Source organism: Roseofilum sp. SBFL (assembly GCF_017746885.1).
Lineage (GTDB): Bacteria > Cyanobacteriota > Cyanobacteriia > Cyanobacteriales > Desertifilaceae > Roseofilum.
In genome coordinates, this window is record NZ_JAGHZH010000082.1 from 1 (window position 1) to 23,672 (window position 23,672).

Consider the following 23,672-nt stretch of genomic DNA (forward strand, 5'->3'; position numbering starts at 1 on the left):
AGTTTTTCCGGATTGGCAATTACTCTCATCACTTCACCCATTGCTGCACCGTGTCAATCAATTTCAATACTTTTTTTCGTCAGCATAAATCCCTTCACTTAATTCTCACTTGATTCGGCAGAGTGACAAAAGAGGGGTATAGTTGATTCAATTAACACTGAGACACTCTAATCTGTCTACAATAACGGTATATGTAGGGGCAAAAAATTTTTCGCCCCTACAAAAATTTCTCACTGTAAATCACCTGCGCTGATTCCAGAATTGATTTACGTCTTAACCAATTACGACTTTTCCCAATACCCTGCTTACTAACCAAATCAACCTTTCGGCAGAATAAACGTTCTAGCTCTTCCTGGATATCCCAAAACTCAAATCCATATTTTATCCCCAACCACTTCTATATGCACAATACAACTATGGACGCGCTTTCCCTGCAACTCTCCGACGGTTAACAATACATAATTCTGGCGATCTTCTCCAATAACCCGTTTGCGCTCTAGCCTCCCATGGGCATAGGGCAGTTTTGCGTATTCTACCAGAATATTTTTAATCACTTCATAATAACGATCTAGGGAATCCATTGCACAATTATCTCCTGCTGTTCATCGAAAACGATTAGATTCAGGCGTTTTTTCCTTAATAGAACTTCTCCAACAGGTTCTGTAAAAATCTCTTCAAATGCATCTTCTGATATGGCGAGATACAGACTTCTATCTGGATATGTTTCTTGCATGATATCATAATAAAGAATATACTGTCCTAATGCCTTTTCTAAATCATTAATCCGGGATTTGCCAATAAAGCTTTTAACTTCGGCAGCAATCTTTTGGTTGCCCTTTTCAGCCGACAGCCTAAAGTCGATTTTCCCAGTAATGGGGTTTGCGTTGCCAGTGCATCACCGCCACAATTAAGATTCTGTCTTCCTCTTGAATTTAATAAATAACACTATAAGGAAAACGCCCCATACGGCAACATCGTGTATTCGCTGATAAAAACGACCAGGCTTCAGGAAACCGTTTGATGCGATCTAAAGTGCGAACGAATTCATCTAAAAAAGCATCACCCAAATCAGGAAGGCAAATTTTGTAATAATGCTTTACAAATACCGTCAAAAGACAAAACTTTAGCCGGATGGGGTGGGCATGGGGCGAGTTTGCGGCGAGCCTGGTATCTTAAATCAAAGAATTGATCATAATAATAGTAAGCTTAAGCGCGAAGATCGCCCATTACCCTAACCATGCAGCCAACTGATTCATCGAAATTTACCAATAAAGCTTGGGAAGCCATTGTCAACTCTCAGGATGTCGCTCGTCGAGGGAAACATCAGCAGTTGGAAGTCGAGCATGTGGCGATCGCCCTTTTGGAGCAAGGAGGACTGGCTAAAACTATTCTAGAAAAGGCGGGAATTGATCCAGGACGGTTATTACAGCAACTCAACCAGTTTGATAGTCGGCAGAAAACCACCTACAATGTTGACCAACTGTATCTTGGTCGCAGTTTAGATAAGCTCCTCGATGAAGCCGAAAGTGCCCGCCAAGCTTGGAATGATGAATATATCTCCGTCGAGCATATTTTACTGGCTCTTGCCGAAGATCAACGGATTGGCAGGGAATTGGTGCGCCGGTTTAACCGCACCCGCACCCAACTCGAACAAACGATCAAAGACATTCGCGGCAGTCAAACCGTCTCGGATCAAGCCCCAGAAAATAGCTACAACGCTTTGGAGAAATATGGGCGAGATTTGACAGAATTGGCGAGATCGGGCAATTTAGACCCCGTTATCGGGCGGGATGAGGAGATTCGGCGGGTGATACAAGTCCTCTCCCGCAGACGGAAAAATAATCCGGTGTTAATTGGGGAACCAGGAGTAGGAAAAACGGCGATCGCCGAAGCCTTGGCGCAGCGTATCGTTAATAATGAAGTGCCAGAGTCTCTGAAAAACCGGCAACTGATTACCCTCGATATGGGCAGTTTAATCGCCGGAGCCAAATATCGCGGGGAATTTGAAGCCAGGCTGCGGGCAGTTTTGCGAGAAGTTACCCATTCTGAAGGGCAAATTGTCCTCTTTATCGACGAGCTACATACCGTAGTGGGAACCGGTTCCGGACAGTCGAGCGCCATGGATGCCTCCAATTTACTCAAACCCATGTTAGCGCGGGGCGAGTTGCGCTGTATTGGAGCAACGACTCTGGATGAATACCGCAATTATATTGAAAAAGATGCGGCTCTAGAGCGTCGTTTCCAACAAGTTTATGTCGATCAACCCGGTGTCGAAGATACCATTTCCATCCTGCGAGGATTAAAAGAGCGCTACGAAGTCCACCATGGAGTTAAAATTACGGACTCGGCGCTGGTAGCAGCCGCGAAGTTATCCAACCGGTATATTACGGATCGCTTCTTGCCCGACAAGGCGATCGATTTAGTCGATGAAGCGGCTGCTAAACTGAAAATGGATATTACCTCCAAACCGGTGGAACTGGAAACTAGAGATCGCCGGATCATGCAATTAGAGATGGAAAAACTCTCTTTGGATGGGGAACAAACCAAAGAACCCCAAGAAAGAGTCAGACGCATTGAGCAAGAAATTACCGAACTCAAGCAAGAACAGAAAAAATTAAACGATCAATGGCAAGGGGAAAAACAATTGATCGATGATATTAATATCCTCAAGGAATTAGAAGACCAGTTGCGCGTGCAAATTGAACAAGCAGAACGGGCTTATGATTTAAATCGGGCAGCGCAACTCAAATATGGCAAATTAGAGAAAACGGAACGGGAGCGGGAAACGAAAGAAGGACAACTTCAACAGCTACAAGAACAAGGTTCGGCTCTATTGCGCGAACAAGTGACAGAAGCCGATATTGCCGAAATTGTCGCTAAGTGGACGGGTATTCCAGTCAATAGTTTACTGGAGTCGGAACGGCAAAAACTGCTACACCTGGAGAGCTATTTACACCAGCGAGTGGTCGGTCAACATGAGGCTGTACAGGCGGTTTCTGAAGCCATCCGCCGTGCCAGAGCAGGAATGAAAGATCCCGGTCGTCCCATCGGTTCATTCCTGTTCATGGGTCCGACAGGGGTGGGAAAAACGGAATTAGCGCGATCGCTCGCTGCCAGTTTATTCGACTCGGAAGAAGCCATGGTCAGAATTGATATGTCCGAGTATATGGAAAAACACGCCATTTCCCGTTTAGTAGGCGCGCCTCCGGGATATGTGGGATACGAGGAAGGGGGACAGTTGAGCGAACAAGTCCGTCGTCGTCCCTATTCTGTGGTGCTATTAGATGAAGTAGAAAAAGCGCACCCGGATGTGTTTAATATTTTGCTACAAGTCCTCGATGATGGTCGAATCACGGACTCCCAAGGACGGACGATTGATTTCCGCAATACGGTGATTGTGATGACCAGTAATATTGGATCGGAGCATATCTTGGATGTTTCCGGCGATGATAGCCAATATGAAGAGATGCGCAAACGGGTACAAAAGGCACTCCGCAAACAGTTTCGACCGGAATTTCTCAACCGCGTTGACGATTTGATCCTCTTCCATGCCTTGGGTAAAGGGGAATTGGGCAGTATTGTCCATATTCAACTCAAACGCACTCAGCAGTTGTTAGCGGAACAAAAGATTACGCTGGAAATTACCCCGACTGCGGTTGACCATCTGGTGGAAGCAGGCTACGATCCGGTCTATGGGGCCCGTCCCCTAAAACGGGCGATTCAAAAACAGGTAGAAAATGCGATCGCCACCCGAATTTTAGACAATAGCTTCATCGAAGGCGATATCATTAAAATTGATTGCCAAGAGGGTGCGCTCGCCTTCAGTAAACTTAGTGATGTAATTGTATCTCCAAAACCCGAACCCGTTGCCTCGATCTCCGAGTAAAGAGAGGAAAAATGTCTGTACAATTTACCGTTTCTATCCCCACCTATAATGGCGCAAACCGGTTTCCAGAAGTTTTGGATAAATTGCGCCAACAAACTGGAGTTGATTCGCTCTCCTGGGAAATTATCTTAGTGGATAATAACAGTACGGACAAGACTAAACAAATTTTCCAAGAGTACCAAGAAAATTGGGATTTAGATATTCCCTTGCGCTATATCTTTGAGCCACAACAAGGACTGTCCTTTGCTCGACAATGTGCCTTCAAAGAAGCGCGAGGAGAGTGGGTAGGCTTCCTGGATGACGATAATTTGCCCTATCCCAATTGGCTGATTTCAGCTTATCAGTTTGGGCAAGCACATCCTAAAGCGGGAGCCTTGGGTAGTCAGGTTCACGGTTTATTTGAATCTCCTCCTTCAGAAGAGCTTAAACCTCTCCTACCTTATTTAGCTCTGGTTGAACGAGGTTCTAAACCCCGACTCTACCCTCCTCAAAATAACCTCCTTCCTCCAGGTGCTGGTGTTGTCATTCGCAAACAAGCGTGGTTAGAAAGTGTGCCGGAAAAACTAACCTTAAGTGGCAGAATCAACGGTAAGTTTATTAGTGGTGAAGATTTAGAGCTATTATCCTACATTCAAAACAAAGGCTGGGATATTTGGTACAATCCAGCGATGGAATTGGATCATAAAATTCCCCCTTGGCGTTTAGAACGAGATTATTTAATTCAGATGTTTCGGGGAATTGGTCTGAGTCGATATGTCACTCGTACCTTGAAAGCTAAGGATTGGCAGAGGGTTTTAATTTATCCCCTCTATATGATCAATGATACCAGAAAGCTTGTCATGTTGCTGTTGCGCTACCGCGATCGCGTCCAATCTGATATCGTTGCAACCTGTCAATTAGAAATTCTCCTCAATAGTTTGAGGAGTCCATTTTATTTGTGGATGCAAGGGTATTTTAATAAGACAATTGATAGGTCTAAAGTTTGAGAGATTCATTACTTATGACAGTAGATTTTACCATTGCAATTATTACTTATAATGGAGCCACAAGGATTCCAGAAGTTTTAGAGTGTTTATTGAAGCAAGAGATAAACTGTATCAACTGGGAAGTTTTAGTGGTTGACAACAATAGCGAAGATAACACTCGCGAAGTCGTTTTGCAATATGGGAAAACTTGGCGTACAGATAGTCAACTTCGTTATACATTTGAGAGTCGTCAAGGGGCAACTTATGCCCGATATCGTGCGGTAGCAGAAGCCAAGAGTAAAAGTTTAATCGGGTTTCTAGATGATGATAATTTACCGAAAGCAAATTGGGTTGCAGAAAGTGTTGATTTTGGCATAAAAAATCCTAATATTGGTGCGTATGGTGGAATCATTCATGCCCAACTGGATATCGATCCACCCAGTTATTTTCGCCAGATGAAAAACTATCTAACCATATGCAATCGCGGTTCTAAGCCTTTCCAATATAAACGTAGTAATAAGATTCGCAGAATTCCCCCTGCACCCGGTGTTGTGATTCGTAAAGAAGCTTGGCAAGAGGCGATGCCTGCTCCAGAAAAATTGTTAATTTCAGGACGAGATCCAAGGACAATGGCTGCGGGTGAAGATGCAGAAATGATGCTTTATATCCAAAATAGTTCCTGGGAAGTTTGGCATAATCCCAAAATGGAGATTTGGCATCATATCTATGCTCACCGCCTACAAGAAGACTATCTTCTGAAGTTAGCTAGAGGTTATGGTTTATCCAATCATTTAACTCGTTTAGCACGATATTATCCTTGGCAACGTCCCTGGTTGCAGTTGCTTCGACCTGCATATTTTATACGTGGTGGTTTAAGAGTGATGATGTTTTATTACAAAAATCGCCATGACTTAGATCATGATTTCTCTAAACAATGTGAGTTGCAATGCAAAATTGGCCAGATGTATAGTCCATTCTTAGGAATTTATACAACTTTGATCCATAAATAATGCTATGACGAGAAACAAGCGCAAATTGGGATTATAGAAAAGAGAATCGCTATCTGCCCACGATAACCTAGAAACTGAGTTTCTGGTGTATTGGGTAGAAACCCAGTTTCTTCTCACGGCTATTATCTAAACGGTTTCCTGTTGAGCGGCTGCTTTGGGTTGTCCTTGGGGTTGGAACTGGAAGAGAGAATAAACTACATTGCGGCGAATGGAAATCATCATCTCTAAGAACAGTTCATAGCCTTCACTCTTATACTCAATCAATGGGTCTTTTTGCCCATAACCACGCAGTCCCACAGACTCTCGCAAGGCATCCATTTGTTGGAGATGCTCTCGCCAGAGGGTATCAATTTGCTGGAGAATAAAGAACCGTTCTGCTTGACGCATTAACCCCGCTTGAATTTGGTCTACTTCTGCTTCTTTCAAGTCGTAAGCAATGCGGACTTGTTCGTGCAAGAAGGTTTTCATCTCCGCAAAACTCAGGTCTTGGAGTTGTTGGGGTTGTAAGTCTCTGAGTAGATAGACAAACTCTTGGACTTTACTCACCAGTTGCCCCAAATCCCATTCTTCGGCGGGCAGTTCTGGGTTAACATAGGCTTCCACAATATCGTCCATGGTTCGTTCGGCATAGGCTATCACTTGTTCTTTCAAGTCTTGTCCTTCCAAGACGCGGCGACGCTCGGCATAAATGGCTCGGCGCTGGTTATTCATCACCTCGTCATATTCAAACACCTGCTTACGGATGTCGTAGTAGTAGGTTTCGACTTTCTTCTGCGCTCCTTCCAGAGAACGGGTGAGCATTCCTGACTCGATGGGCATATCTTCTTCCACGCGGAAGGCATTCATCAGACCGGCCACGCGATCGCCCCCAAAAATTCGCAGTAAGTTATCCTGTAAGCTGAGGAAAAACTTTGTCGTTCCAGGGTCACCTTGACGACCCGCACGACCTCGGAGCTGATTATCAATACGCCGAGAATCATGGCGCTCTGTACCAATGACAAACAAACCACCGAGGTTAATCACCTCGTCATGTTCTTGGTCGGTCAATTCCTCATATTCCGAGCGAATTAGATTAAACACTTCCCGCAGTTTTTGAATCACCAGGTCATTGGTCGGCGCTTTTTCTGCGGCTACCGCTACCTTATCCTCAGCCGTCAATTCCGGTAAAGAGCGCTCCCCATACTCTGCTACGGCAAAATCAACGACTTCTTTCAATTTAGCTTGAGTACTCGCCGACAACTCGGTGGGGAAAATCTTCGGGGACACTTTCCATGTTTTCACCTTCTTATCCAAACTAAACCCTTGGGCAGCCTTCCGTTTACCTGTACCCGCCACTTTCTGTACGCCCAAGCCATCCTCATCTTCTGGCTTCACAATTCGGGGCATAAAATACTCCCGCAACTTCAACCGGGCCATATAATCCGCGTTTCCACCGAGTATAATATCTGTACCCCGTCCTGCCATGTTCGTGGCAATGGTAACTCCCCCTTTGCGCCCGGCTTGCGCCACAATTTCCGATTCCCGCTCCACATTCTCCGGCTTCGCATTCAGCAACTGATGGGGCACACTCAATCCGCTCAACAGCTCTGACAAGACCTCCGACTTCTCCACACTCGTGGTTCCCACCAGAATTGGCCGACCTTCTTGGTAAAGTTCAGCACATTCTTTTGCTACCGCTTTCCACTTCGCTTCCTCTGTTTTATACACCACATCGGCCATGTCTTTGCGCCCTGTAGGTCGGTTGGTGGGAACAATGGTCACCTCTAAGTTATAGATCTTCTCAAATTCCGCTTCCTCTGTTTTTGCCGTTCCCGTCATTCCCGATAACTTGGGATAGAGCAAAAAGAAATTCTGATAGGTAATGCTAGCCAAGGTTTGGGTTTCTGGCTGAATCTCTACATGCTCTTTAGCCTCAATGGCCTGATGCAGTCCATCACTCCAGCGACGACCCGGCATTACGCGACCGGTAAACTCATCCACAATGACAATTTCATCGTCCCGGACAATATAGTTAACATCCTTAATAAATAATTCCTTGGCCTTAATCGCGTTAAAGACAAAATGGGCCCAAGGGTCATCTGGATTAAATAAGTCGGCAACTTGTAAAAATTCTTCAGAGGCAATATATCCGTCATCGGTTAACAGCACATTACGGGCCTTTTCATCGACTTCATAATGGCCATTACCACTTTCCTCATCTAAGGCAACCAAACCTTGGGCCAGTTGAGCCGCTCTAATATATTTTTCACTGGGCCGGTCTACTTGGCCTGAAATAATCAGAGGGGTTCGCGCTTCATCAACTAAGACGGAATCGACTTCGTCAATGATGCAGAAATTAAACGGCCGCTGCACCACTTCAGCCATGGAAGAAGCCATATTATCGCGTAGATAATCAAATCCGACTTCGGAGTTGGTCGCGTAAGTAATATCACAGTTATAGTTTTTGCGGCGTTCTGAGGGGGGCATATTCTGTTGAATCAAACCCACGCTTAATCCCAGGAACCGATGGACTTGCCCCATCCATTCTGCGTCCCGACGGGCCAGGTAGTCATTGACGGTAATCACATGAACTCCTTTGCCGGTGAGGGCGTTTAGATAAGCTGGAAGCGTAGCCACCAGGGTTTTTCCTTCCCCGGTTTTCATTTCTGCAATCTGGCCATCGTGGAGAACCATCCCCCCAATCATTTGTACATCGTAGTGGCGCATTCCCAAGACGCGCTTGCCTGCTTCGCGCACGACGGCGAATGCTTCGGGGAGGATGTCATCGAGTAAGTCTTTTTGTGCTTGCTCAGAACCTGCTTTTTCCAAACTTTGCTTAAATTCTGCGGTTTTGCCCCTCAATTCGTCGTCTGATAGACCTTGAATGTCTTCTTCGTAGAGGCTGATGTCAGAAACGAAGGGCTGATATTTTTTGAGTTTGCGGGTGTTGGGGTCACCAAACAGGTTTTTCAGCATAATCGATGTACTCTACCAGACACTTTGAGGGTAATTAAAAACTTCTCCTCATGGTATCACCTCTAAGATGGGTAATGGGTAATGGGTGATGGGTAATCACCGTATCCCGGCATCTCTATCTCCCCTATTCGCGCTAGGGAATGGGGAATAGGGATATTACATGCCTTTAAAGCCAACGGAGCGGTCTAGTCCAGAAGCGGATAAGGGTTTGGGAGAAGGGGGAGGGGAGAGATGATTAAGGCCGATTTGGTTGAGAATGATGGCGATCGCAATGACTGAGCCGCCGATATACTGGCCGAGGGTGGGAACTTCTCTGACAATGAGATAGGCAAAGACTATGGCAGCTAAGGGACTGAAGGCATTAACAAGGGAGACTTCGGACGCATTGCTGAGTTTGAGTCCTTTGAGCCAAAAAAATTGCCCGCCAACCACGATGATGGCACTGTAGATTAACATCCATTGCCAAATTACAGGGGCAAAAACATCGGTAAAATGAGACCAACCAAAGAGTTTGACTACGATCGTGAAGAAAATTAGGGTTCCTAGGGTGGTGCGATAGAGGCTAAAAAAACCGAGAGAAATGTGTTGTAGGGTAATTTTACTGATTATAGTGGCGATCGCCGTCGCTACTGCTCCAGCAATGACTAACAATTCCCCAACTCCGATCTCGAATGTTGCCATCTCCACCATAGAATCTGAAGCAGGCGCAATGAGTACGGTTAACCCAACTCCGAGAAAGCTCAGGATAGCCCCAGCAATTACCCAAAGATTGACTCGTTCTTTAAGAAATAGAACGGATAAGGCTAACGTCAGTGGCGGTTCAATTCTGCCAATCAGGATTACATTACTGACGCTGGTTTGATCTAAAGCCCAAAATATAAGGGCTGGCCCTAATGCTCCTGATAATAGGGCAATCAGGCTTAAGAATACCCAATCTTTGCTCTTCAGTTTTTTCCAGGGATGGGTCTGGATTTCTTGACGATAGAGCAGAGTTAAAATAATCAATGCCCAAATATTGCCGACCAATAAGACATTACAAAAAGAGATAGGATTTCGACCGTTAATCAGGTGTTGTTCTCCTAAGTTGATGATTTGACGAGTGACTGAACTGGAGGCAGCAAAAATCAGGGTTGCTAAGATTAAATAAATGCGTCCTGGAAGGCGATCGAGGAGATTCATCGGGAATGGGGAATGGGGTGAGGGTTGCCCTGTCGATCCTATGTTAGCGTCAGTAGAATAAATTTTCTCCAAGTCATACCCATTTTGAATTTTTACTTTTTAATTTTTAATCGATCAATTGTAGTCCTAAATACCAAATATAGGTGTAATGTTCGCTAAGGTTCTAAGATAACTTAGACTTAGGGATAGGCTAGGCAGCCTATGCGTTTAGAGCAATTACAAGCATTTTTATCCGTTGCTAGAACTGGAAACTTTCAACAGGCAGCTCATGAGTGTGGGGTCACTCAATCAACGATTAGCCGACAAATTCAAGGATTAGAGGCAGATTTGGGAACGGCCTTATTTCATCGTTCTTCGATCGCCAAATTGACAGTGGGTGGAGCCGCTCTACTTCCCCATGCTCGACGCATTTGCCAAGAATGGCAAACGGCTCAACAGGAAATCTCGGAACTGTTAGCGGGAAAGCAACAGGAACTGTGTGTCGCCGCCATTCCTTCCCTTTGTTCGTATGGTTTACCCCTCGTTTTACAGCGATTTTGTTGGTCTCATCCAGATGTTCAGTTACGAGTAACAGCTTTAGGGAGCGATCGCGCCTTGAAAGTGCTTAAAGATGGTTTAGTAGACTTAGCCCTAGTTATGCAAAATCGTTTTTTAACCACTAGTGCTGAGTTGGTAGTCGATCCCCTCTTTGAAGAAACTATTGCCGTGTTAATGGCAGCCGATCATCCTTTACGTCAAGAACAAGGGTTATCTTGGGAAGCTATTTCCCACTATCCGCAAGTGCTATTTAAGGATGGATATGGAATGCAACGACTGGTTCATGAGCAGTTTAGCAAACACAATCTTCACTATCGAGCCGTTTTAGAACTGAATACCTTAGACGCTTTTCGAGGTGTGATTCGCCAAGGAGAATTCCTCGCTATTTTACCCGAATCAGCCATAAGATTAGCCTGTGAAGATCCCAGCGTGATTTCCTGTCCCCTACAACCGAGCGTTCATGATGGAGGAAAACCTCTAACGCGTAATGTGGTATTAGTCACCACTAAAGATCGGCTGCAAATTCCCCCTATTGAAAAGTTTCGTACCTTAGCCCTAGAATGTATTCCGCCTCAATTTGCTCGACAAGCAATAATTGCAAGTGGAAGATAAATTAGGTAATCGGTAATAGGGAATAAATTATGAGTAATTCTTTCCGAGAGCTGTTAAAAAAAGTAGGGAGTGGCCCCCATACTGGAAAACTACTAACTCGCACAGAGTCGGCCCAAGCCGCACGACAGATGCTACTTCAAGAAGCCACACCTGCTCAAATTGGTGCATTTATGATTGCTCACCGAATGAGACGACCGACACCAGAAGAGTTAGCTGGAATTTTGGATACTTATGACGAGTTGGGTCAAAAATTAAGTCCACGTCAGGACGGAGAAAAGGTAGTGGTTCTGGGAATTCCCTACGATGGGCGATCGCGCTTAGTTCCAGTCAATATCATTACCGTCCTCATGCTCAACAGGGTGGGTATCCCCGTGATTCTCCATGGAGGAACTCGGATGCCCAGTAAATATGGCATTCCCCTGATTGACCTGTGGAAAGGATTAGGCGTAAATTGGGAATCGCTTTCCCTAGATCAAACTCAGGAGATTTTTAACCAAACGGGTTTAGGATTTGTTTATCTACCTCAGCATTTTCCGAGGGCTGATAGTTTAGTTTCATTCCGGGAAGAAATTGGTAAACGGCCGCCTTTCGCAACTATTGAACTGATGTGGTGTCCCTATTCTGGGCCCGTTCATCTAATGACGGGGTACGTGCATCCTCCGACAGAAACCCTATTTAAACGAACTTTAGCCCTACGTGGGATTGAGCAACTGACGACTATCAAAGGCTTAGAAGGAAGTTGCGATCTCCCCCTGTCTCGGACTGCTATTACTGGACTCAGTGGCGATCGCTCTGTTGAGATTTCAGGGACTGAGAAGCCAGAAATCGTTCTCGAGCGCTTCTGTATTAACTGTCGAGACTATGGATTGACTCCATCCGATCTGTCCTTAGAATCAGAAGAGATGGCGATCGCTTCCCTAAAGGCCATTTTAGACCATCAACCCACCCCTCTCTTAAACTCTGCAATCTGGAATGGTGGATTTTATCTGTGGCGCTGTGGGTATTGTGATAGCGTAGAGACGGGTTTATCCATGGCTAAAGATCTCCTCTCTGGAGACCAAATCGCTAAAACTCTGGAAAACCTGCGCAAACAGGTCAATCCTTAAGCCATAACCCTATTCCTTATGATTCGGTTTCTCTATGAAAAAGATAGTTGTTGCCCTAGATTTTTCTGACCAAACCTCTGAAATTCTCGCCCATGCTCAGACTTTTGCCCAAATCTTCCAGAGCAAGCTATGGCTCATTCATATTGCCGATCCAGAACCAGAATTTATCGGTATGTCCACCGGGCCTCAAGACCAAAGAGACCGTCTAGCCGAAATCTACAAAAATGAACATCATCACATTCAAGAAGAAGCTAAATCGCTACGGGATCGAGGATTTGATACAGTGGGGTTATTACTTCAAGGCCAGACTGTGCCAGCCTTGTTAAAGGAGGCGGAAAAATTAGGTGCTGATTTAATTATTGTCGGTTCCCATGGGCGCAGTGGTCTGCAAAAATTTCTCTTCGGGAGTGTAAGTCAAGAAATTTTGCCTAAAGCTCCCTGTCCAGTTTTGGTTATTCCTCCCAAGGAAGAACTCGCACAGTAAGTTTTGAGAAAGTTTTGGGAAACGTCAATGCTCAAGTGGTTTAGGGTGAGTGAGGAGCAAATTGCCCAAATTCTAGATCGGGTGCGCTCAGAGTTACCAACGACAGAAGCACTACTAATTGGGAAACCGCAAACGGGGAAAAGTTCGATCGTACGGGGACTAACCGGGATTTCTGCGGAAATAGTCGGTCAAGGGTTTCGTCCCCATACCCAACATACCGAGCGCTATGCTTATCCTTCGGAAGATTTACCCCTACTGATTTTTACGGATACAGTGGGGTTGGGGGATGTCGAGCAGGATACGGAGCAGATTATTGAAGAGTTGGCGCAGGAGTTGGAAGGGGAGGCAGTTGGCGCAAAGGTCTTGATTTTAACGGTTAAGATTAATGATTTTGCCACGGATAGTCTGCGTCAAGTGGTACAACAACTGCGTCAAAAGTATCCTCAAGTTCCTTGTTTATTGGCGATTACTTGTTTGCATGAGCTGTATCCTCTGGATGTGGAGAATCACCCGCCCTATCCTCCAGAGTTTGAGTCTTTACAACGGGCAGCGTCTGCCATTGAGGAGGGATTTAAGGGCGATCGCTCCCTGGAACCGGATCGGGTGATTTTAATTGATTTTACCCTTGAGGAAGATGGGTATACACCGGTATTTTATGGTCTGGAACAATTGCGGGATACTCTGGGAGATTTACTACCAGAAGCTGAGTCTCGCGCTATTTATCAGCTTTTGGATCAGGGGGTGGGCAAGCAGTTAGGAAACCTCTATCGGGACGTAGGACGGCGATATATTGCTGCATTTTCAGTTATGGCGGCAACGGCGGCGGCGGTTCCCTTGCCCTTTGCAACGATGCCGGTGTTAACAGCACTGCAAGCATCGATGGTGGGAGTATTGGGTAAACTTTATGGCCAAACCTTGAGTGTGTCTCAGGCGGGAGGACTGGTGAGTGCGATCGCCGGTGGATTTGTGGCGCAAGCCATTGGCCGAGAGTTAGTGAAGTTTATTCCAGGCTTTGGTAGTGCGATCGCCGCATCTTGGGCAGCCGCTTATACATTTGCATTAGGGGAAACGGCTTGTGTGTATTTTGGCGATTTAATGGGTGGAAAAAAACCCGATCCCAGTAAGATTCAGTTGGTAATGCGTGAAGCGTTTCAAGGAGCAAAGGAACGGTTTAAGAATAATTAATAGGGCATTTTCTATTTCCTATTCCCTATTCCCTAATTCCCTATTCCCTATTCCCCAGCGCAAAGCGCTGTATAGAATTCGCCAATAAAAACCCCTCTCTATTTTGAGAGGGGAATTATTCAAGGGGGTAAGATCATTAGACTCGATTCAAGAGAGATCCTATTTAATGATCAGTTTACCTTGCATTCCTGCACCGCGATGGGGTTCGCAATAGAAGGTGTAGCTTCCCGATGCCTGATCGCTAGGGATTTCAGTAGTGTAGCTGTCACCCGTTTTAAACAGAAGTTGCTTCTGAGAGAGTTTAGGTTGTCCTTCAACTACAGCGTTGTGAGGGCCAAGCTTGTTATTGATCCAAGTAATGGTATCGCCAGCAGAGGCTTCAATATTACTGGGAACAAAGACCAGCATACCGTTATCAGCGCCCATTTTTACTTCAATGGTCTCTGCTGCGGCTGGTGCGAGGTTGATGCCAACACTCAGAAGGATGGCGATCGCCACACAAACAAGAGTTCGAGCCAAAGCTTTCATAGATTTCATCTCAAAGACGATTTAACTTAAGGATTTCTTAATTTTCTATTGTACGATACTCCGGCCACTTTTTCAGATCTCGCGTTATCCATACAGTGCCAAGTTCTCTCCATGAGGGAATGAGGAGATGAATAACAGACTCAAAGCCCTATAATCGGCGTAAAAATTCCAGGGGTAACCCATCTCTATCCGCAATAAATACTACTTCATAAACGCGATCGCCAATCATTTGTTGCATCGGTGCTAATAAAACCTTTAGGGGAGATGGATGGGGAGAAGCCGTTACTTTTGCTTGTAAATCCTGTAACCAACTCGGTAAATCCGAAACTGAATCTGTTAAATCAAACGACAGATGATAATATCCCGTATAGTGTTCATCCCCAAAGGCATCGGCGGCTGGGCGGGGTTGAGGAATCTGGATTAACTCGATCCGTCCCCCTAATCCTTCCAGCCAACAGGCTAACGTCATACCTGTAGTAAAGCGCTCCGTCACCTCAAATCCCAGGATCTCATAAAAGGCGATCGCCTCATGAATATTACCCGTGCGAATCGAAACATGGTGCATGAGACTTCTGCTTACTCAAACAAACGGAAATAAGGATAACGTACTGGTGCGCCCGGTTCCTTCTCCAAATCAAAATTAATCACTTCCCAGCACGGTTCCTCCGACGGGTCGGGACTAAATTCAACCGGCAATCCATATAATTTAGGGGGTTGGGTATCCTTACTATTGCGCCAAGTTGAATTGCGTTCTAAATAAGAATAAATTAAATCCTGATAGCGGCGAGCAATAATAATCTTAGTCGCCCGATATCCTTGAGTATAAAGCCGGTCTAAACCCTCATGGATCTCAAAGCGAATGCCATCTGGATGGGTGTGTTGTCGATACCATTGGTCTTTCCAGAGTCGCCAATGACGGCCAGACTGGAGATGGAGTAGCTCTTTAGTTTTTGGATCGGATTCAAACGCACCATGACGAGGACAAAGATAGGTATCCGTCAATGTCAACGCTGGAATCATTTGACGACAGTGAGGACACTGTATCTCTGGCCCGAAGACGGGATATTGAAACACAGGGTTGATCATGGAGCGTTTTTTGCCAGAAGAAATCGCACTTGTGCCAAGGATTGTAACACATGGCAGGTTATAGCGCTTTAAAGGGAATGGGGAATGTGCTAGCAGTTCGCGCTATATATATCAGGTATCTGTAAGGGTGAAAAAAATTTGCCCTACTAGGTCTCACTGTCATTGTCATTTGAGTACAAACCCAACATGAATCCCTCTGATCCTACGTTTCCCACCTACTGGGAACTCCCCGATACCTCCCCAGCAGCCTTTATTGCCTCGAATGCCACCCTAGTCGGTAACGTTCAATTCGGCTTAGGCTCTAGTGTTTGGTATGGCGCAGTGGTTCGAGGCGATGTGGAACGGATTGAGATTGGAGACTATACCAATATCCAAGATGGAGCAATTTTACACGGATATCCGGGTAAACCCACAATTCTAGAAGAGTATGTTACCGTGGGCCATCGAGCTGTCATTCATAGTGCTAACATCGGCCGAGGATCTTTAATTGGTATTGGGGCTATTATTCTCGATGGCGTAACCGTGGGTGAAGGCTCTATTGTCGGTGCAGGAGCAGTGGTAACTAAAGATGTCGCGCCCTTTTCTCTGGTGGTGGGAATGCCTGCAAAGCGATCGCGAGAACTCTCGAAAGAGCAAGCTGATGATTTAATTAAACATGCCCAGAAGTATTATCAGTTAGCTCTAGTTCACGCTAATAAAGGAACAGAGATAGGATTTACTGTCCCTGAATAGTCCACTGAAGCCATGCTTGCCAAAAGACATAAATCGCTAATAGTGCTAACAGTAGACGAAAACAAAATGTAATCACCCGATCGTCCAATTTTGGCAAAAATCGGGTACTGATTTGTGCCCCCACTAATCCACCGCTTCCTAATAAAATTCCAGCTAAGGGGACCACATTATTTTGCAGTGCATGACCGACACAAGCGGATAGGGAGGTGATGACAATCACCCCTAAACTGATGCGGACAGCATCTTTAATGGTTTCGCCGAGCCATAAAATTTGTAAGGGAACCATAATCACTCCTCCCCCTACGCCTAAAAATCCCGCCATAACTCCGGCGATCGATCCGGTAATCATTCTCGCGAAGGTGGGATTAAACTTGGGTTTCTCAATGGTGAGTGGGTTTTGGGTAATGTTCTTGCGGACTTGCACTAAGTAGAGGTTGAGCAGTAGGAGAAGGCCGAACGAAAATAGGAGGAGATGGGAAGGAATGCGATCGGCGAAAATACTCCCAAATTGAGCGGTAATAATTGCGGGTAATCCTAAGAGTAAGACTTGAGATAAGTTTAAATAACCCATGCGCCAGTTTTGCACGGTTCCCGAACTGGCAGTAATTAAAATGGAGAGGCTACTGGTGGCAACAGATTCTACCGGAGAATACCCTAATGTGGTTAATAGGGGCACTAAAACCGTTCCCCCACCAATGCCTAAAAAACCGGCTAGAATTCCGGCAAAGAGTCCTCCACTGGCTAATAAAATAATTTGGTTTGGGGTCATACTGGAAAACCTTGAGGAAGCATCTTTAGGGGAAATAGGCCATGAACCCCTTTTTGCGGTCGGTTCACGACTTGGGTAATCCGAAAAGAAGCGGCTAAACTACAGAGAACATAGGCTTCTTCTGGGGTGAGATCTGTGCAGTATACCAGCACCTGAATCATCTGTTCTAAGGCTTGTTCCAAAGCTTCGTCTAGGGTGGGGGCAAATCCCATGGTAATCAGGTCGGTTGGGGTTTGTGCCAGGGGGACGGGAAGGGGAAAGTTTGGATGGAGAATCACTTGAAGGGTTCCATTCATGGAGGTTTCAATGGCGGTGACGTTAACTTCGCCATCTCCTTGAGCTGCGTGACCATCGCCAACCGAGAGTAAGGCTCCAGGGACTTGGACGGGCAAAAATAGCCTCGCTCCGGCTTGCAATTCTCGGTTATCCATATTACCTCCAAATATGCCTGGAGGAATGGAAGAATGGGGTTCTGAGGGGGGAGCAACGGCTATAATACCAAAAAAGGGCTGAAGGGGGATTTTCAGGTTTGGATGACCGGGAAAGTGGGCAATTTGTTGGTCTAGGTCTAGGGGAATGAAGCGTAGAGCAGGATCGGGAAATTGTTGGGGTAAGGCTCCCCAACCGGGACGAATGGCGTTAAAACCGATGGGTAAACTGGGGGTAATTTGCTCTAGACGAATTTCTAGGATGTCGCCTGGTTGAGCGTTTTGGATGTAGATGGGGCCGGTGAGCAGGTGGGGGCCGGGGCCGATTTTGCGCTCAGGGGGGAGATGGTGACAGATGTTGAGCAGTTCTGGAGGGAAGAAGGCTTGGGGGGCGCGATCGCGTTCCTTACTCAGATAAAATCCAGTATAGGTCTCGATGTGGATGCGATCGCCCCCCTCCACCGTAAGCACTGGCGGAATTCGATCCGAAAATCCCCCCAAATGTACTGTCTCGCAAGTCGCTTTTAAGAAATGTTCTTTCATAGGTGAATCAAGGTCACGGGTCTTTATTCTCCCTGGATTCTACTCGTTTTCCTATATAATGAAGTGCCAAGTCCTGAACCAAAGCCAGTCGTCAGATGAATACGGATGCCCTGCTGCTGAAAGAACTGTTTAATTCATTTCGCCCCGATATGCCTCTGAAGCCGGGGGATTCTCGGTATGTCGATTGTGAGTCAGTGCGGGGAGACGAAGAGAAGGATATTATTAGCCAGTTGGGGGGCTACATTGTTAAAGATGACAATAATACTTATCAGCTCTATTCGGGACATCGGGGTGGAGGGAAGTCAACGGAATTAATGCGGTTGGCGAAATATTTAGAAGACCAGGGCTTTGTGGTAGTGTACTTTGCCGCAGCGACGGATGATGCGGGGGATTTAAGCTTTCAGGATACTCAATATCAAGATATTCTCATTTCTTGTACTCGGCAATTGTTGGAGAAGTTGAAAGATGAAGCAGATGCGTCACCCATTCAGAATTGGCTAGAGGCAAGGCGGAAAGAGCTAACGGAGTTGGCATTAACGGAAGTATCCTTAGAGCAACTGAATATTAGTGTAGCTTTATCCCAATTGGTAAAAATTACGGCGGCGATTCGTGCTGAACCGAGTAAACGGAAAGAGATTCGTAAGCTGGTGGAACAGAATACGGAGTCTTTGGTGAAGGCGCTGAACGAATTTATTAATAGTGCAAAGGCTTCAAAAGAGAATGGGGATCATGCTAATCAGGTGGTGATTATTGCCGATAATCTTGACCGGATTGTGCCCATTCAAGAGAAGGAAGAAGCACGTACCAATCTAGAGGATATCTATATTACTCAATCGGCAATGATGCGCGGACTGAATTGCCACATGATCTATACTGCGCCAATTTCTTTATTCTACTCTAGAGCATATAGCGAACTCGGAAGTATTTATGACAAAACTCAAGTCTTACCGATGGTGATGGTACAGTCAGAGGACGGTGAGATTTACGAGCTGGGAATGGCTAAGTTGCGAACGGCTCTGGAACGGCGGGTGGCTTATGTCAGTTCAGAACTGGAGTTAGTGCCGCAGGTTTTTGATCAAGAGAATACGGTAAACCTATTGTGTTTTAGCTGCGGGGGGCATTTGCGGGACTTGATGCATATGGTTCGGAATGCCGTGAACCGGAGTACAGCGTTACCCATTACCCAGAAAACGGTGAAACGAGCGATTTCTGAATATAGACAAGTGTATATGGAGACGCTGCAAGAGTCGGATTGGCCGTTATTGTTGGATGTACACGAGACGAAATACCGACGCAAAAATAAGGACTATCGCGATTTACTCTATCGGCGCTGCATTTTGGAGTATTGCTATTTTGATGAGAATGAGGAGCAGATGCTCTGGCAAGATGTGCATCCGTTGATTCGTGGCTCGAAGTTGTTTAAGCAGCGCTGGCAAGAATTCCAGAGTGGGGAGCATGAAGGCTGAAGCGTTTTTGGATTGGGAGGAAGAGGAGCTAGAACCGGAAACCGCAGAGGAAGTCTGGCAGCGCTTAATGCGGGGGATTCGCCAGAATGAGGGGGCGGGTTGGTTCTTTGTGCAGTACAGCAGTTCACCCCAAGAGCAGGAAACGGTTGAGCGATTACAACAGAGTTTCGGGACGGGGAAGGTTGCCCTCCTAGAACTGAACCGGGAATCGACAACGCTCTACCTAGAGGCGAAGGCACTCTATGAGCAAGAGGACTTTACGGTATTGGTGGTGCGGGGAATCGAGCAAGCTTTGTTTGCCTATGAAGATGCGAAGCTCTCGCTAGGTTGGAATAAGACTCAGGTGCGAGACTACAATCCCCAAGATGTGCCTCCCCTCCTCAATCATTTAAATCAAGTGCGGGAAGGGTTTTGGGAAGCTCTTCCTTGTGCCATTATCTTCATCATGCGTCGATTTGCTGTGCGCTACTTTATGCTTCGCGCTCCCGATTTTTATGACTGGCGAGTGGGATTGTTTGTGATTTCCAACTCAGCCAATGAGGAGCAAACCAGGATAGAGAGGGAAGAATTGAGCGAATATAGTCAGCTTTCCACAGTTGAGCGCCTGGAAAGAATTGATCGGTTACGGGAGAAAATCAATCAATCCGAACTAGCAACCGAAAAAGCAGATTGGTTAGTTGAACAAGGGTTGTTATTTGCGAGTGGAGAGGATCATCTGATTGCCATCTCAAGTTACGATAAAGCCATAGAACTGCAACTGGATAACTCAAGAGCCTGGCACAATCGCGGCTTTGCTTTGCATGAGCTAGGAAGGTATGAAGAAGCTATCTCCAGTTACGATAAAGCCATAGAACTGGAACCGAATGACTCAATTTCCTGGAACAATCACGGCTTTGCTTTGGATGAGCTAGGAAGGTATGAAGAAGCTATCTCCAGTTATGATAAAGCCATAGAACTGGAACCGGATGACTCAAGAGCCTGGAACAATCGCGGCTTGGCTTTGATTAACTTAGGAAGGTATGAAGAAGCTCTCTGTAATTACGACAAAGTTATAGAACTACAACCGGATAACTCAACTGCCTGGCACAATCGCGGTTTTGCTTTGATTAACTTAGGAATGTATCAAGACGCTCTCTGTAATTACGACAAAGCCCTGGAACTGCAACCGGATAACTCAAATGCCTGGAACAATCACAGCATTGCTTTGCGTAAGCTAGGAAGGTATGAAGAAGCTCTTTCTAGTGTTAACCAAGCTCTGGAACTGCAACCAAATTTCTCTCGTGCCTGGCCTAATCGGGGCTTTTATTTGGGTATGCTAGGAAGGCATGAAGAAGCTCTCTCTAGTTTGGACAAAGCCCTCGAATTGCAACCGGATAACTCAAATACCTGGAACAATCGCGGCTTGGCTTTGCGTAAGCTAGGAAGGCATGAAGAAGCTATCTCCAGTTATGATAAAGCCATAGAACTGCAACCGGATGACTCAACTGCCTGGTACAATCGCGGCTTGGCTTTGATTAACTTAGGAAGGTATCAAGACGCTCTCTGTAATTACGACAAAGTTATAGAACTACAACCGGATAACTCAACTGCCTGGCAAAATCGCGGTTTTGCTTTGGATAACCTAGGAAGGCATGAAGAAGCTCTCTCTAGTTATGACCAAGCCCTGGAACTGCAACCGGATAACTCAACTGCCTGGTACAATCGCGGTACTGCTTTGGTTAACCGAAGAAGGCATGAAGAAGCCATCTCTAGTTTGGACAAAGCCATAGAACTGCAACCGGATAACTCAAATGCCTGGCTCAATCGCGGCATTGCTTTGATTAATCTAGGAAGGCATGAAGAAGCTATCTCCAGTTATGATAAAGCCATAGAACTGCAACCGGATGACTCAACTGCCTGGCTCAATCGCGGTGCTGCTTTGGTTAACCTAGGAAGGTATGAAGAAGCTCTCTCTAGTTTGGACAAAGCCCTCGAATTGCAACCGGATAACTCAACTGCCTGGTACAATCGCGGTGCTGCTTTGTTTAAGTTAGGAAGGTATGAGGAAGCTTTCTCCAGCTACAACAAAGCAATAGATAGTTATGACAAAGTTATAGAAGTTATAGAACGGCAACTCGATAACTCTACTGGCTGGCGCAATTTAGTATTAAAGTTATTCAAGTTTATTTTGAAGTTAATGCCGTGGTGGTTGAAGAAGTGATTTACCTAGAAGAAAACCATAGAGTTACAAACGAATTTTTCTACTACTTGGAGCGATCGCCAAAAAGCACTCGCAAAGTTAAAAGGGAATGGGGAAGACGATGGCATAGAAACGTCTAATTTACAGTAACTTTTTGCCCCGTCACGGCAGATCGTTGGGCAGCACAAGCCACTTTAAGCGCGTATAAACTCGCCTGGGGACTAACATACAGGGGCGTACCTTCAGTTAAATAATCTAACACCTGGCGAGTATCTTGGGCAAAGAGTCCTCGACGAGTACCGACGGGAATTTCTGTGGTTTTGTCCAGTTGAATTAAGTCCCCTCGATCGCCTTCAAATATCAGAGTGCCTTGGTTTCCATGGGCTTCAAGTTTCCGTTCGGGTTGCCAAAAGATCTCCCCTTTACCATAAATAATATCGGCAATTGTACCGCTTGTAAATTGCAGTTGTGCAGTACAGAAACAGCCGTGATAGTATTCTGAATCTTCTGGCCAATAGCGGTTTTGGGCGTAAACCGTTTCCACTGTTCCTAATGCATCGGTGAAACGATGGATACAAGAGAGAGAAGCAACTAGAGGAAAGCCAAAGAGATCTTTTTGATAATTCCAGCGCTGGGGTGCAGGATGTTTGGGGGCAATTTTGCTATAGCGTAAATAGCTAATGTCTCCGAGTTGGGGTAGGGTTTGTTTGAAGGCTTGATGGAGTCCGCCTAAGATTTCGATATGCTCAATATGGAGAAGTTTGTGTTGGGTTTTCGAGAGTATCCAGAGGCTTTGGGCTTCCTCAAAGTTAAGTGCTAGGGGATATTCAACGACGACATGCTTTTGAGCGGTTAAGGCGGCTTTGGCGATCGCCCCATGGTCTCGATTAATTGTACTAATAATCACTAGATCTAATTCATCAAGATCGACTAATTCTTGCCAAGACTCTAGCACCCTTGCGCCATATTTTTGAGCAAACTCAGCCGTTTTCTGAGGATTATACCCCACGACTGCTATCAGACGACTACGGGAGTCAGCATGTAAAGTTTCTGCCCTCAAACGAGCCGCAAATCCCGTGCCAATCAGACCGACATTCAGATTATTTTCCAATGGTTTCCCCATCAATTCATACTCTCTACATAGCCCAAAAACGCCTTCACTGACTCATTCGGTGGACTTTTATAGACATAGTATAAGTCGCGTGTATAGGGATAACTGGAAAATCCAGGTAACACCCCATCAATAGCCAACGCTCTCACCGTACTTTGACTAACAATTTGATCGGCTGTAGCGTAACCGATGCCATCCTCACCTAAAGCCTGCAACATAGGGGTGGTAGCATCTCGGTCTAAGGTTGTAATATTAGGGGTTGTCCCGAAATTCTCCCCTTGTAGTGCTAACTCTTGAAATGTCTGACGGGTTCCACTAACTGTAGGTCGGTTAATCACCCGAATTTGACGATTTGATCCCCCAACCTCTGACCAATTAGTAATTTTTCCTTGGAAGATGTCCTTCACCTGTTGAGCCGTTAAGCCAGCAGATAAAGGATTACTATTGCTAACGGCGATCGCAATTTGATCCCTCGCCACTGCAAACGCCATTAACCCCTCCTCCATCTCTTGGGACGACAGAGGACGAGACACAGCCGCCACATCCAACTGTCCTATCAATACCCCTTGAATCCCCTTATCTGAACCATTCGCCTGAGTGACTACCGTGGTATCGGAAAATTGCCCTTCAAAGCCCTTTTTTAGGGTTTGATTCAGCGTCACCATACTGGTACTCCCATCAATACGAATCACCGTACCCCCTGGAACAGATGTCGGTTTGACAAACTGAGGGACTCGGTTACTCTCGACAGTGGGTTGAGCAGGAGTTGATGCTCGATTCCCTGTTTCCAAATTTTCCCCAGGAGAGGAAGGGGGTTGGCGCAAGAAAAACCAATAGCCTCCTCCAGCTCCCAAGATCAAAAACAGGAGAATGAACAGAAATGGAGATGGGTCGCGATTTTGAGCCATAAT

At 45.9% G+C, this 23,672-nt stretch carries 21 protein-coding genes; 10 read left to right on the forward strand and 11 right to left on the reverse strand.

Annotated elements, in window-relative coordinates:
* Positions 1 to 368: 368 nt before the first annotated feature.
* Together J7545_RS09065 and J7545_RS09070 are read right to left on the reverse strand one after the other, a co-directional pair.
* Entirely contained in the window at positions 369 to 581 is a 213-nt protein-coding gene (locus J7545_RS09065; protein WP_318701403.1) for an element excision factor XisI family protein, read from the reverse strand.
* On the reverse strand, positions 569 to 874 hold the full coding sequence (locus J7545_RS09070) for an element excision factor XisH family protein (RefSeq protein ID WP_318719486.1): 306 nt from the start codon (positions 872 to 874) through the stop codon (positions 569 to 571). Before J7545_RS09070 ends, J7545_RS09065 begins: the two co-directional genes overlap by 13 nt.
* A gap of 363 nt (positions 875 to 1,237) precedes the next feature.
* Between J7545_RS09070 and clpB the strand changes: the two genes are divergently transcribed.
* From clpB to hpsE (J7545_RS09085), 3 genes are read left to right on the forward strand one after another with little or no spacing between them, the layout of a single operon-like run.
* The gene (gene clpB, locus J7545_RS09075; RefSeq protein WP_318701404.1) at positions 1,238 to 3,886 is read left to right on the forward strand and encodes an ATP-dependent chaperone ClpB; all 2,649 of its coding nucleotides are present in this window, start codon (positions 1,238 to 1,240) and stop codon (positions 3,884 to 3,886) included.
* Positions 3,887 to 3,897: 11 nt separating this feature from the next.
* Positions 3,898 to 4,872 carry a hormogonium polysaccharide biosynthesis glycosyltransferase HpsE gene (gene hpsE / locus J7545_RS09080; protein ID WP_318701406.1) on the forward strand — a complete coding sequence of 325 codons (975 nt, stop codon included), beginning with the start codon at positions 3,898 to 3,900 and terminating at the stop codon, positions 4,870 to 4,872.
* Positions 4,873 to 4,886: 14 nt separating this feature from the next.
* Positions 4,887 to 5,861 carry a hormogonium polysaccharide biosynthesis glycosyltransferase HpsE gene (gene hpsE / locus J7545_RS09085; protein ID WP_318701407.1) on the forward strand — a complete coding sequence of 325 codons (975 nt, stop codon included), beginning with the start codon at positions 4,887 to 4,889 and terminating at the stop codon, positions 5,859 to 5,861.
* A gap of 126 nt (positions 5,862 to 5,987) precedes the next feature.
* Here the strand turns inward: hpsE (J7545_RS09085) and secA are convergent, their stop codons facing one another.
* A complete protein-coding gene (gene secA / locus J7545_RS09090) occupies positions 5,988 to 8,816 on the reverse strand; it encodes a preprotein translocase subunit SecA (RefSeq protein WP_318701408.1) in 2,829 nt (942 codons plus the stop codon).
* Between the two features lie 156 nt (positions 8,817 to 8,972).
* Positions 8,973 to 9,995 (reverse strand): DMT family transporter, encoded by a 1,023-nt coding sequence (locus J7545_RS09095; protein ID WP_318719478.1) that lies wholly within the window; start codon positions 9,993 to 9,995, stop codon positions 8,973 to 8,975.
* 201 nt (positions 9,996 to 10,196) lie between these two features.
* On the opposite strand from J7545_RS09095, the gene J7545_RS09100 reads away from it, so the two are divergent.
* From J7545_RS09100 to J7545_RS09115, 4 genes are read left to right on the forward strand one after another with little or no spacing between them, the layout of a single operon-like run.
* Positions 10,197 to 11,144 (forward strand): LysR family transcriptional regulator, encoded by a 948-nt coding sequence (locus J7545_RS09100; protein WP_318719479.1) that lies wholly within the window; start codon positions 10,197 to 10,199, stop codon positions 11,142 to 11,144.
* A gap of 29 nt (positions 11,145 to 11,173) precedes the next feature.
* On the forward strand, positions 11,174 to 12,250 hold the full coding sequence (locus J7545_RS09105; RefSeq protein WP_318701411.1) for an anthranilate phosphoribosyltransferase family protein: 1,077 nt from the start codon (positions 11,174 to 11,176) through the stop codon (positions 12,248 to 12,250).
* A 34-nt stretch (positions 12,251 to 12,284) separates the two neighbouring features.
* Entirely contained in the window at positions 12,285 to 12,734 is a 450-nt protein-coding gene (locus tag J7545_RS09110; RefSeq protein WP_318701413.1) for a universal stress protein, read from the forward strand.
* Positions 12,735 to 12,761: 27 nt separating this feature from the next.
* Positions 12,762 to 13,919, forward strand: a complete 1,158-nt coding sequence (locus J7545_RS09115) for a GTPase family protein (protein ID WP_318701414.1) — start codon at positions 12,762 to 12,764, stop codon at positions 13,917 to 13,919.
* A 159-nt stretch (positions 13,920 to 14,078) separates the two neighbouring features.
* On the opposite strand, the gene petE is transcribed toward J7545_RS09115, so the two are convergent.
* The 3 genes from petE to J7545_RS09130 form a co-directional block, all read right to left on the reverse strand.
* Positions 14,079 to 14,456 carry a plastocyanin gene (gene petE, locus J7545_RS09120; RefSeq protein ID WP_318722998.1) on the reverse strand — a complete coding sequence of 126 codons (378 nt, stop codon included), beginning with the start codon at positions 14,454 to 14,456 and terminating at the stop codon, positions 14,079 to 14,081.
* Positions 14,457 to 14,595: 139 nt separating this feature from the next.
* Entirely contained in the window at positions 14,596 to 15,012 is a 417-nt protein-coding gene (locus J7545_RS09125) for a VOC family protein (protein ID WP_318701416.1), read from the reverse strand.
* Between the two features lie 11 nt (positions 15,013 to 15,023).
* Positions 15,024 to 15,533: a TIGR02652 family protein gene (locus tag J7545_RS09130; RefSeq protein ID WP_318701417.1), complete on the reverse strand. Its 510-nt coding sequence runs from the start codon at positions 15,531 to 15,533 to the stop codon at positions 15,024 to 15,026.
* A gap of 186 nt (positions 15,534 to 15,719) precedes the next feature.
* Here J7545_RS09130 and J7545_RS09135 point away from each other — a divergent pair, with 186 nt between their 5' ends.
* Entirely contained in the window at positions 15,720 to 16,265 is a 546-nt protein-coding gene (locus tag J7545_RS09135; RefSeq protein WP_318701419.1) for a gamma carbonic anhydrase family protein, read from the forward strand.
* Here J7545_RS09135 and J7545_RS09140 read toward each other — a convergent pair.
* Together J7545_RS09140 and J7545_RS09145 are read right to left on the reverse strand one after the other, a co-directional pair.
* Positions 16,249 to 17,034, reverse strand: a complete 786-nt coding sequence (locus J7545_RS09140) for a sulfite exporter TauE/SafE family protein (protein ID WP_318701420.1) — start codon at positions 17,032 to 17,034, stop codon at positions 16,249 to 16,251. The genes J7545_RS09135 and J7545_RS09140 overlap by 17 nt on opposite strands.
* On the reverse strand, positions 17,031 to 18,005 hold the full coding sequence (locus J7545_RS09145; protein WP_318719480.1) for an acetamidase/formamidase family protein: 975 nt from the start codon (positions 18,003 to 18,005) through the stop codon (positions 17,031 to 17,033). The genes J7545_RS09140 and J7545_RS09145 overlap by 4 nt, the downstream gene beginning before the upstream one ends.
* Before the next feature lie 95 nt (positions 18,006 to 18,100).
* Between J7545_RS09145 and J7545_RS09150 the strand changes: the two genes are divergently transcribed.
* Both J7545_RS09150 and J7545_RS09155 read left to right on the forward strand, forming a co-directional pair.
* Complete coding sequence (locus tag J7545_RS09150; RefSeq protein ID WP_318719481.1) at positions 18,101 to 19,471, forward strand: ATP-binding protein; 1,371 nt, start codon at positions 18,101 to 18,103, stop codon at positions 19,469 to 19,471.
* Positions 19,461 to 21,671 (forward strand): tetratricopeptide repeat protein, encoded by a 2,211-nt coding sequence (locus J7545_RS09155; protein WP_318719482.1) that lies wholly within the window; start codon positions 19,461 to 19,463, stop codon positions 21,669 to 21,671. Before J7545_RS09150 ends, J7545_RS09155 begins: the two co-directional genes overlap by 11 nt.
* A gap of 115 nt (positions 21,672 to 21,786) precedes the next feature.
* Here J7545_RS09155 and J7545_RS09160 read toward each other — a convergent pair whose 3' ends face one another.
* Positions 21,787 to 22,773: a Gfo/Idh/MocA family oxidoreductase gene (locus J7545_RS09160; protein WP_318719483.1), complete on the reverse strand. Its 987-nt coding sequence runs from the start codon at positions 22,771 to 22,773 to the stop codon at positions 21,787 to 21,789.
* Entirely contained in the window at positions 22,773 to 23,669 is an 897-nt protein-coding gene (locus J7545_RS09165) for a phosphate ABC transporter substrate-binding protein (protein ID WP_318719484.1), read from the reverse strand. Before J7545_RS09165 ends, J7545_RS09160 begins: the two co-directional genes overlap by 1 nt.
* Positions 23,670 to 23,672: the final 3 nt, after the last annotated feature.

Coding starts and splice junctions, on each gene's coding strand:
- J7545_RS09065 (WP_318701403.1), bottom strand. CDS start 581: ATGGATTCCCTAGATCGTTATTATGAAGTGATTAAAAATATTCTGGTA.
- clpB (WP_318701404.1), top strand. CDS start 1,238: ATGCAGCCAACTGATTCATCGAAATTTACCAATAAAGCTTGGGAAGCC.
- hpsE (WP_318701406.1), top strand. CDS start 3,898: ATGTCTGTACAATTTACCGTTTCTATCCCCACCTATAATGGCGCAAAC.
- hpsE (WP_318701407.1), top strand. CDS start 4,887: ATGACAGTAGATTTTACCATTGCAATTATTACTTATAATGGAGCCACA.
- secA (WP_318701408.1), bottom strand. CDS start 8,816: ATGCTGAAAAACCTGTTTGGTGACCCCAACACCCGCAAACTCAAAAAA.
- J7545_RS09095 (WP_318719478.1), bottom strand. CDS start 9,995: ATGAATCTCCTCGATCGCCTTCCAGGACGCATTTATTTAATCTTAGCA.
- J7545_RS09100 (WP_318719479.1), top strand. CDS start 10,197: ATGCGTTTAGAGCAATTACAAGCATTTTTATCCGTTGCTAGAACTGGA.
- J7545_RS09105 (WP_318701411.1), top strand. CDS start 11,174: ATGAGTAATTCTTTCCGAGAGCTGTTAAAAAAAGTAGGGAGTGGCCCC.
- J7545_RS09110 (WP_318701413.1), top strand. CDS start 12,285: ATGAAAAAGATAGTTGTTGCCCTAGATTTTTCTGACCAAACCTCTGAA.
- J7545_RS09115 (WP_318701414.1), top strand. CDS start 12,762: ATGCTCAAGTGGTTTAGGGTGAGTGAGGAGCAAATTGCCCAAATTCTA.
- petE (WP_318722998.1), bottom strand. CDS start 14,456: ATGAAATCTATGAAAGCTTTGGCTCGAACTCTTGTTTGTGTGGCGATC.
- J7545_RS09125 (WP_318701416.1), bottom strand. CDS start 15,012: ATGCACCATGTTTCGATTCGCACGGGTAATATTCATGAGGCGATCGCC.
- J7545_RS09130 (WP_318701417.1), bottom strand. CDS start 15,533: ATGATCAACCCTGTGTTTCAATATCCCGTCTTCGGGCCAGAGATACAG.
- J7545_RS09135 (WP_318701419.1), top strand. CDS start 15,720: ATGAATCCCTCTGATCCTACGTTTCCCACCTACTGGGAACTCCCCGAT.
- J7545_RS09140 (WP_318701420.1), bottom strand. CDS start 17,034: ATGACCCCAAACCAAATTATTTTATTAGCCAGTGGAGGACTCTTTGCC.
- J7545_RS09145 (WP_318719480.1), bottom strand. CDS start 18,005: ATGAAAGAACATTTCTTAAAAGCGACTTGCGAGACAGTACATTTGGGG.
- J7545_RS09150 (WP_318719481.1), top strand. CDS start 18,101: ATGAATACGGATGCCCTGCTGCTGAAAGAACTGTTTAATTCATTTCGC.
- J7545_RS09155 (WP_318719482.1), top strand. CDS start 19,461: ATGAAGGCTGAAGCGTTTTTGGATTGGGAGGAAGAGGAGCTAGAACCG.
- J7545_RS09160 (WP_318719483.1), bottom strand. CDS start 22,773: ATGGGGAAACCATTGGAAAATAATCTGAATGTCGGTCTGATTGGCACG.
- J7545_RS09165 (WP_318719484.1), bottom strand. CDS start 23,669: ATGGCTCAAAATCGCGACCCATCTCCATTTCTGTTCATTCTCCTGTTT.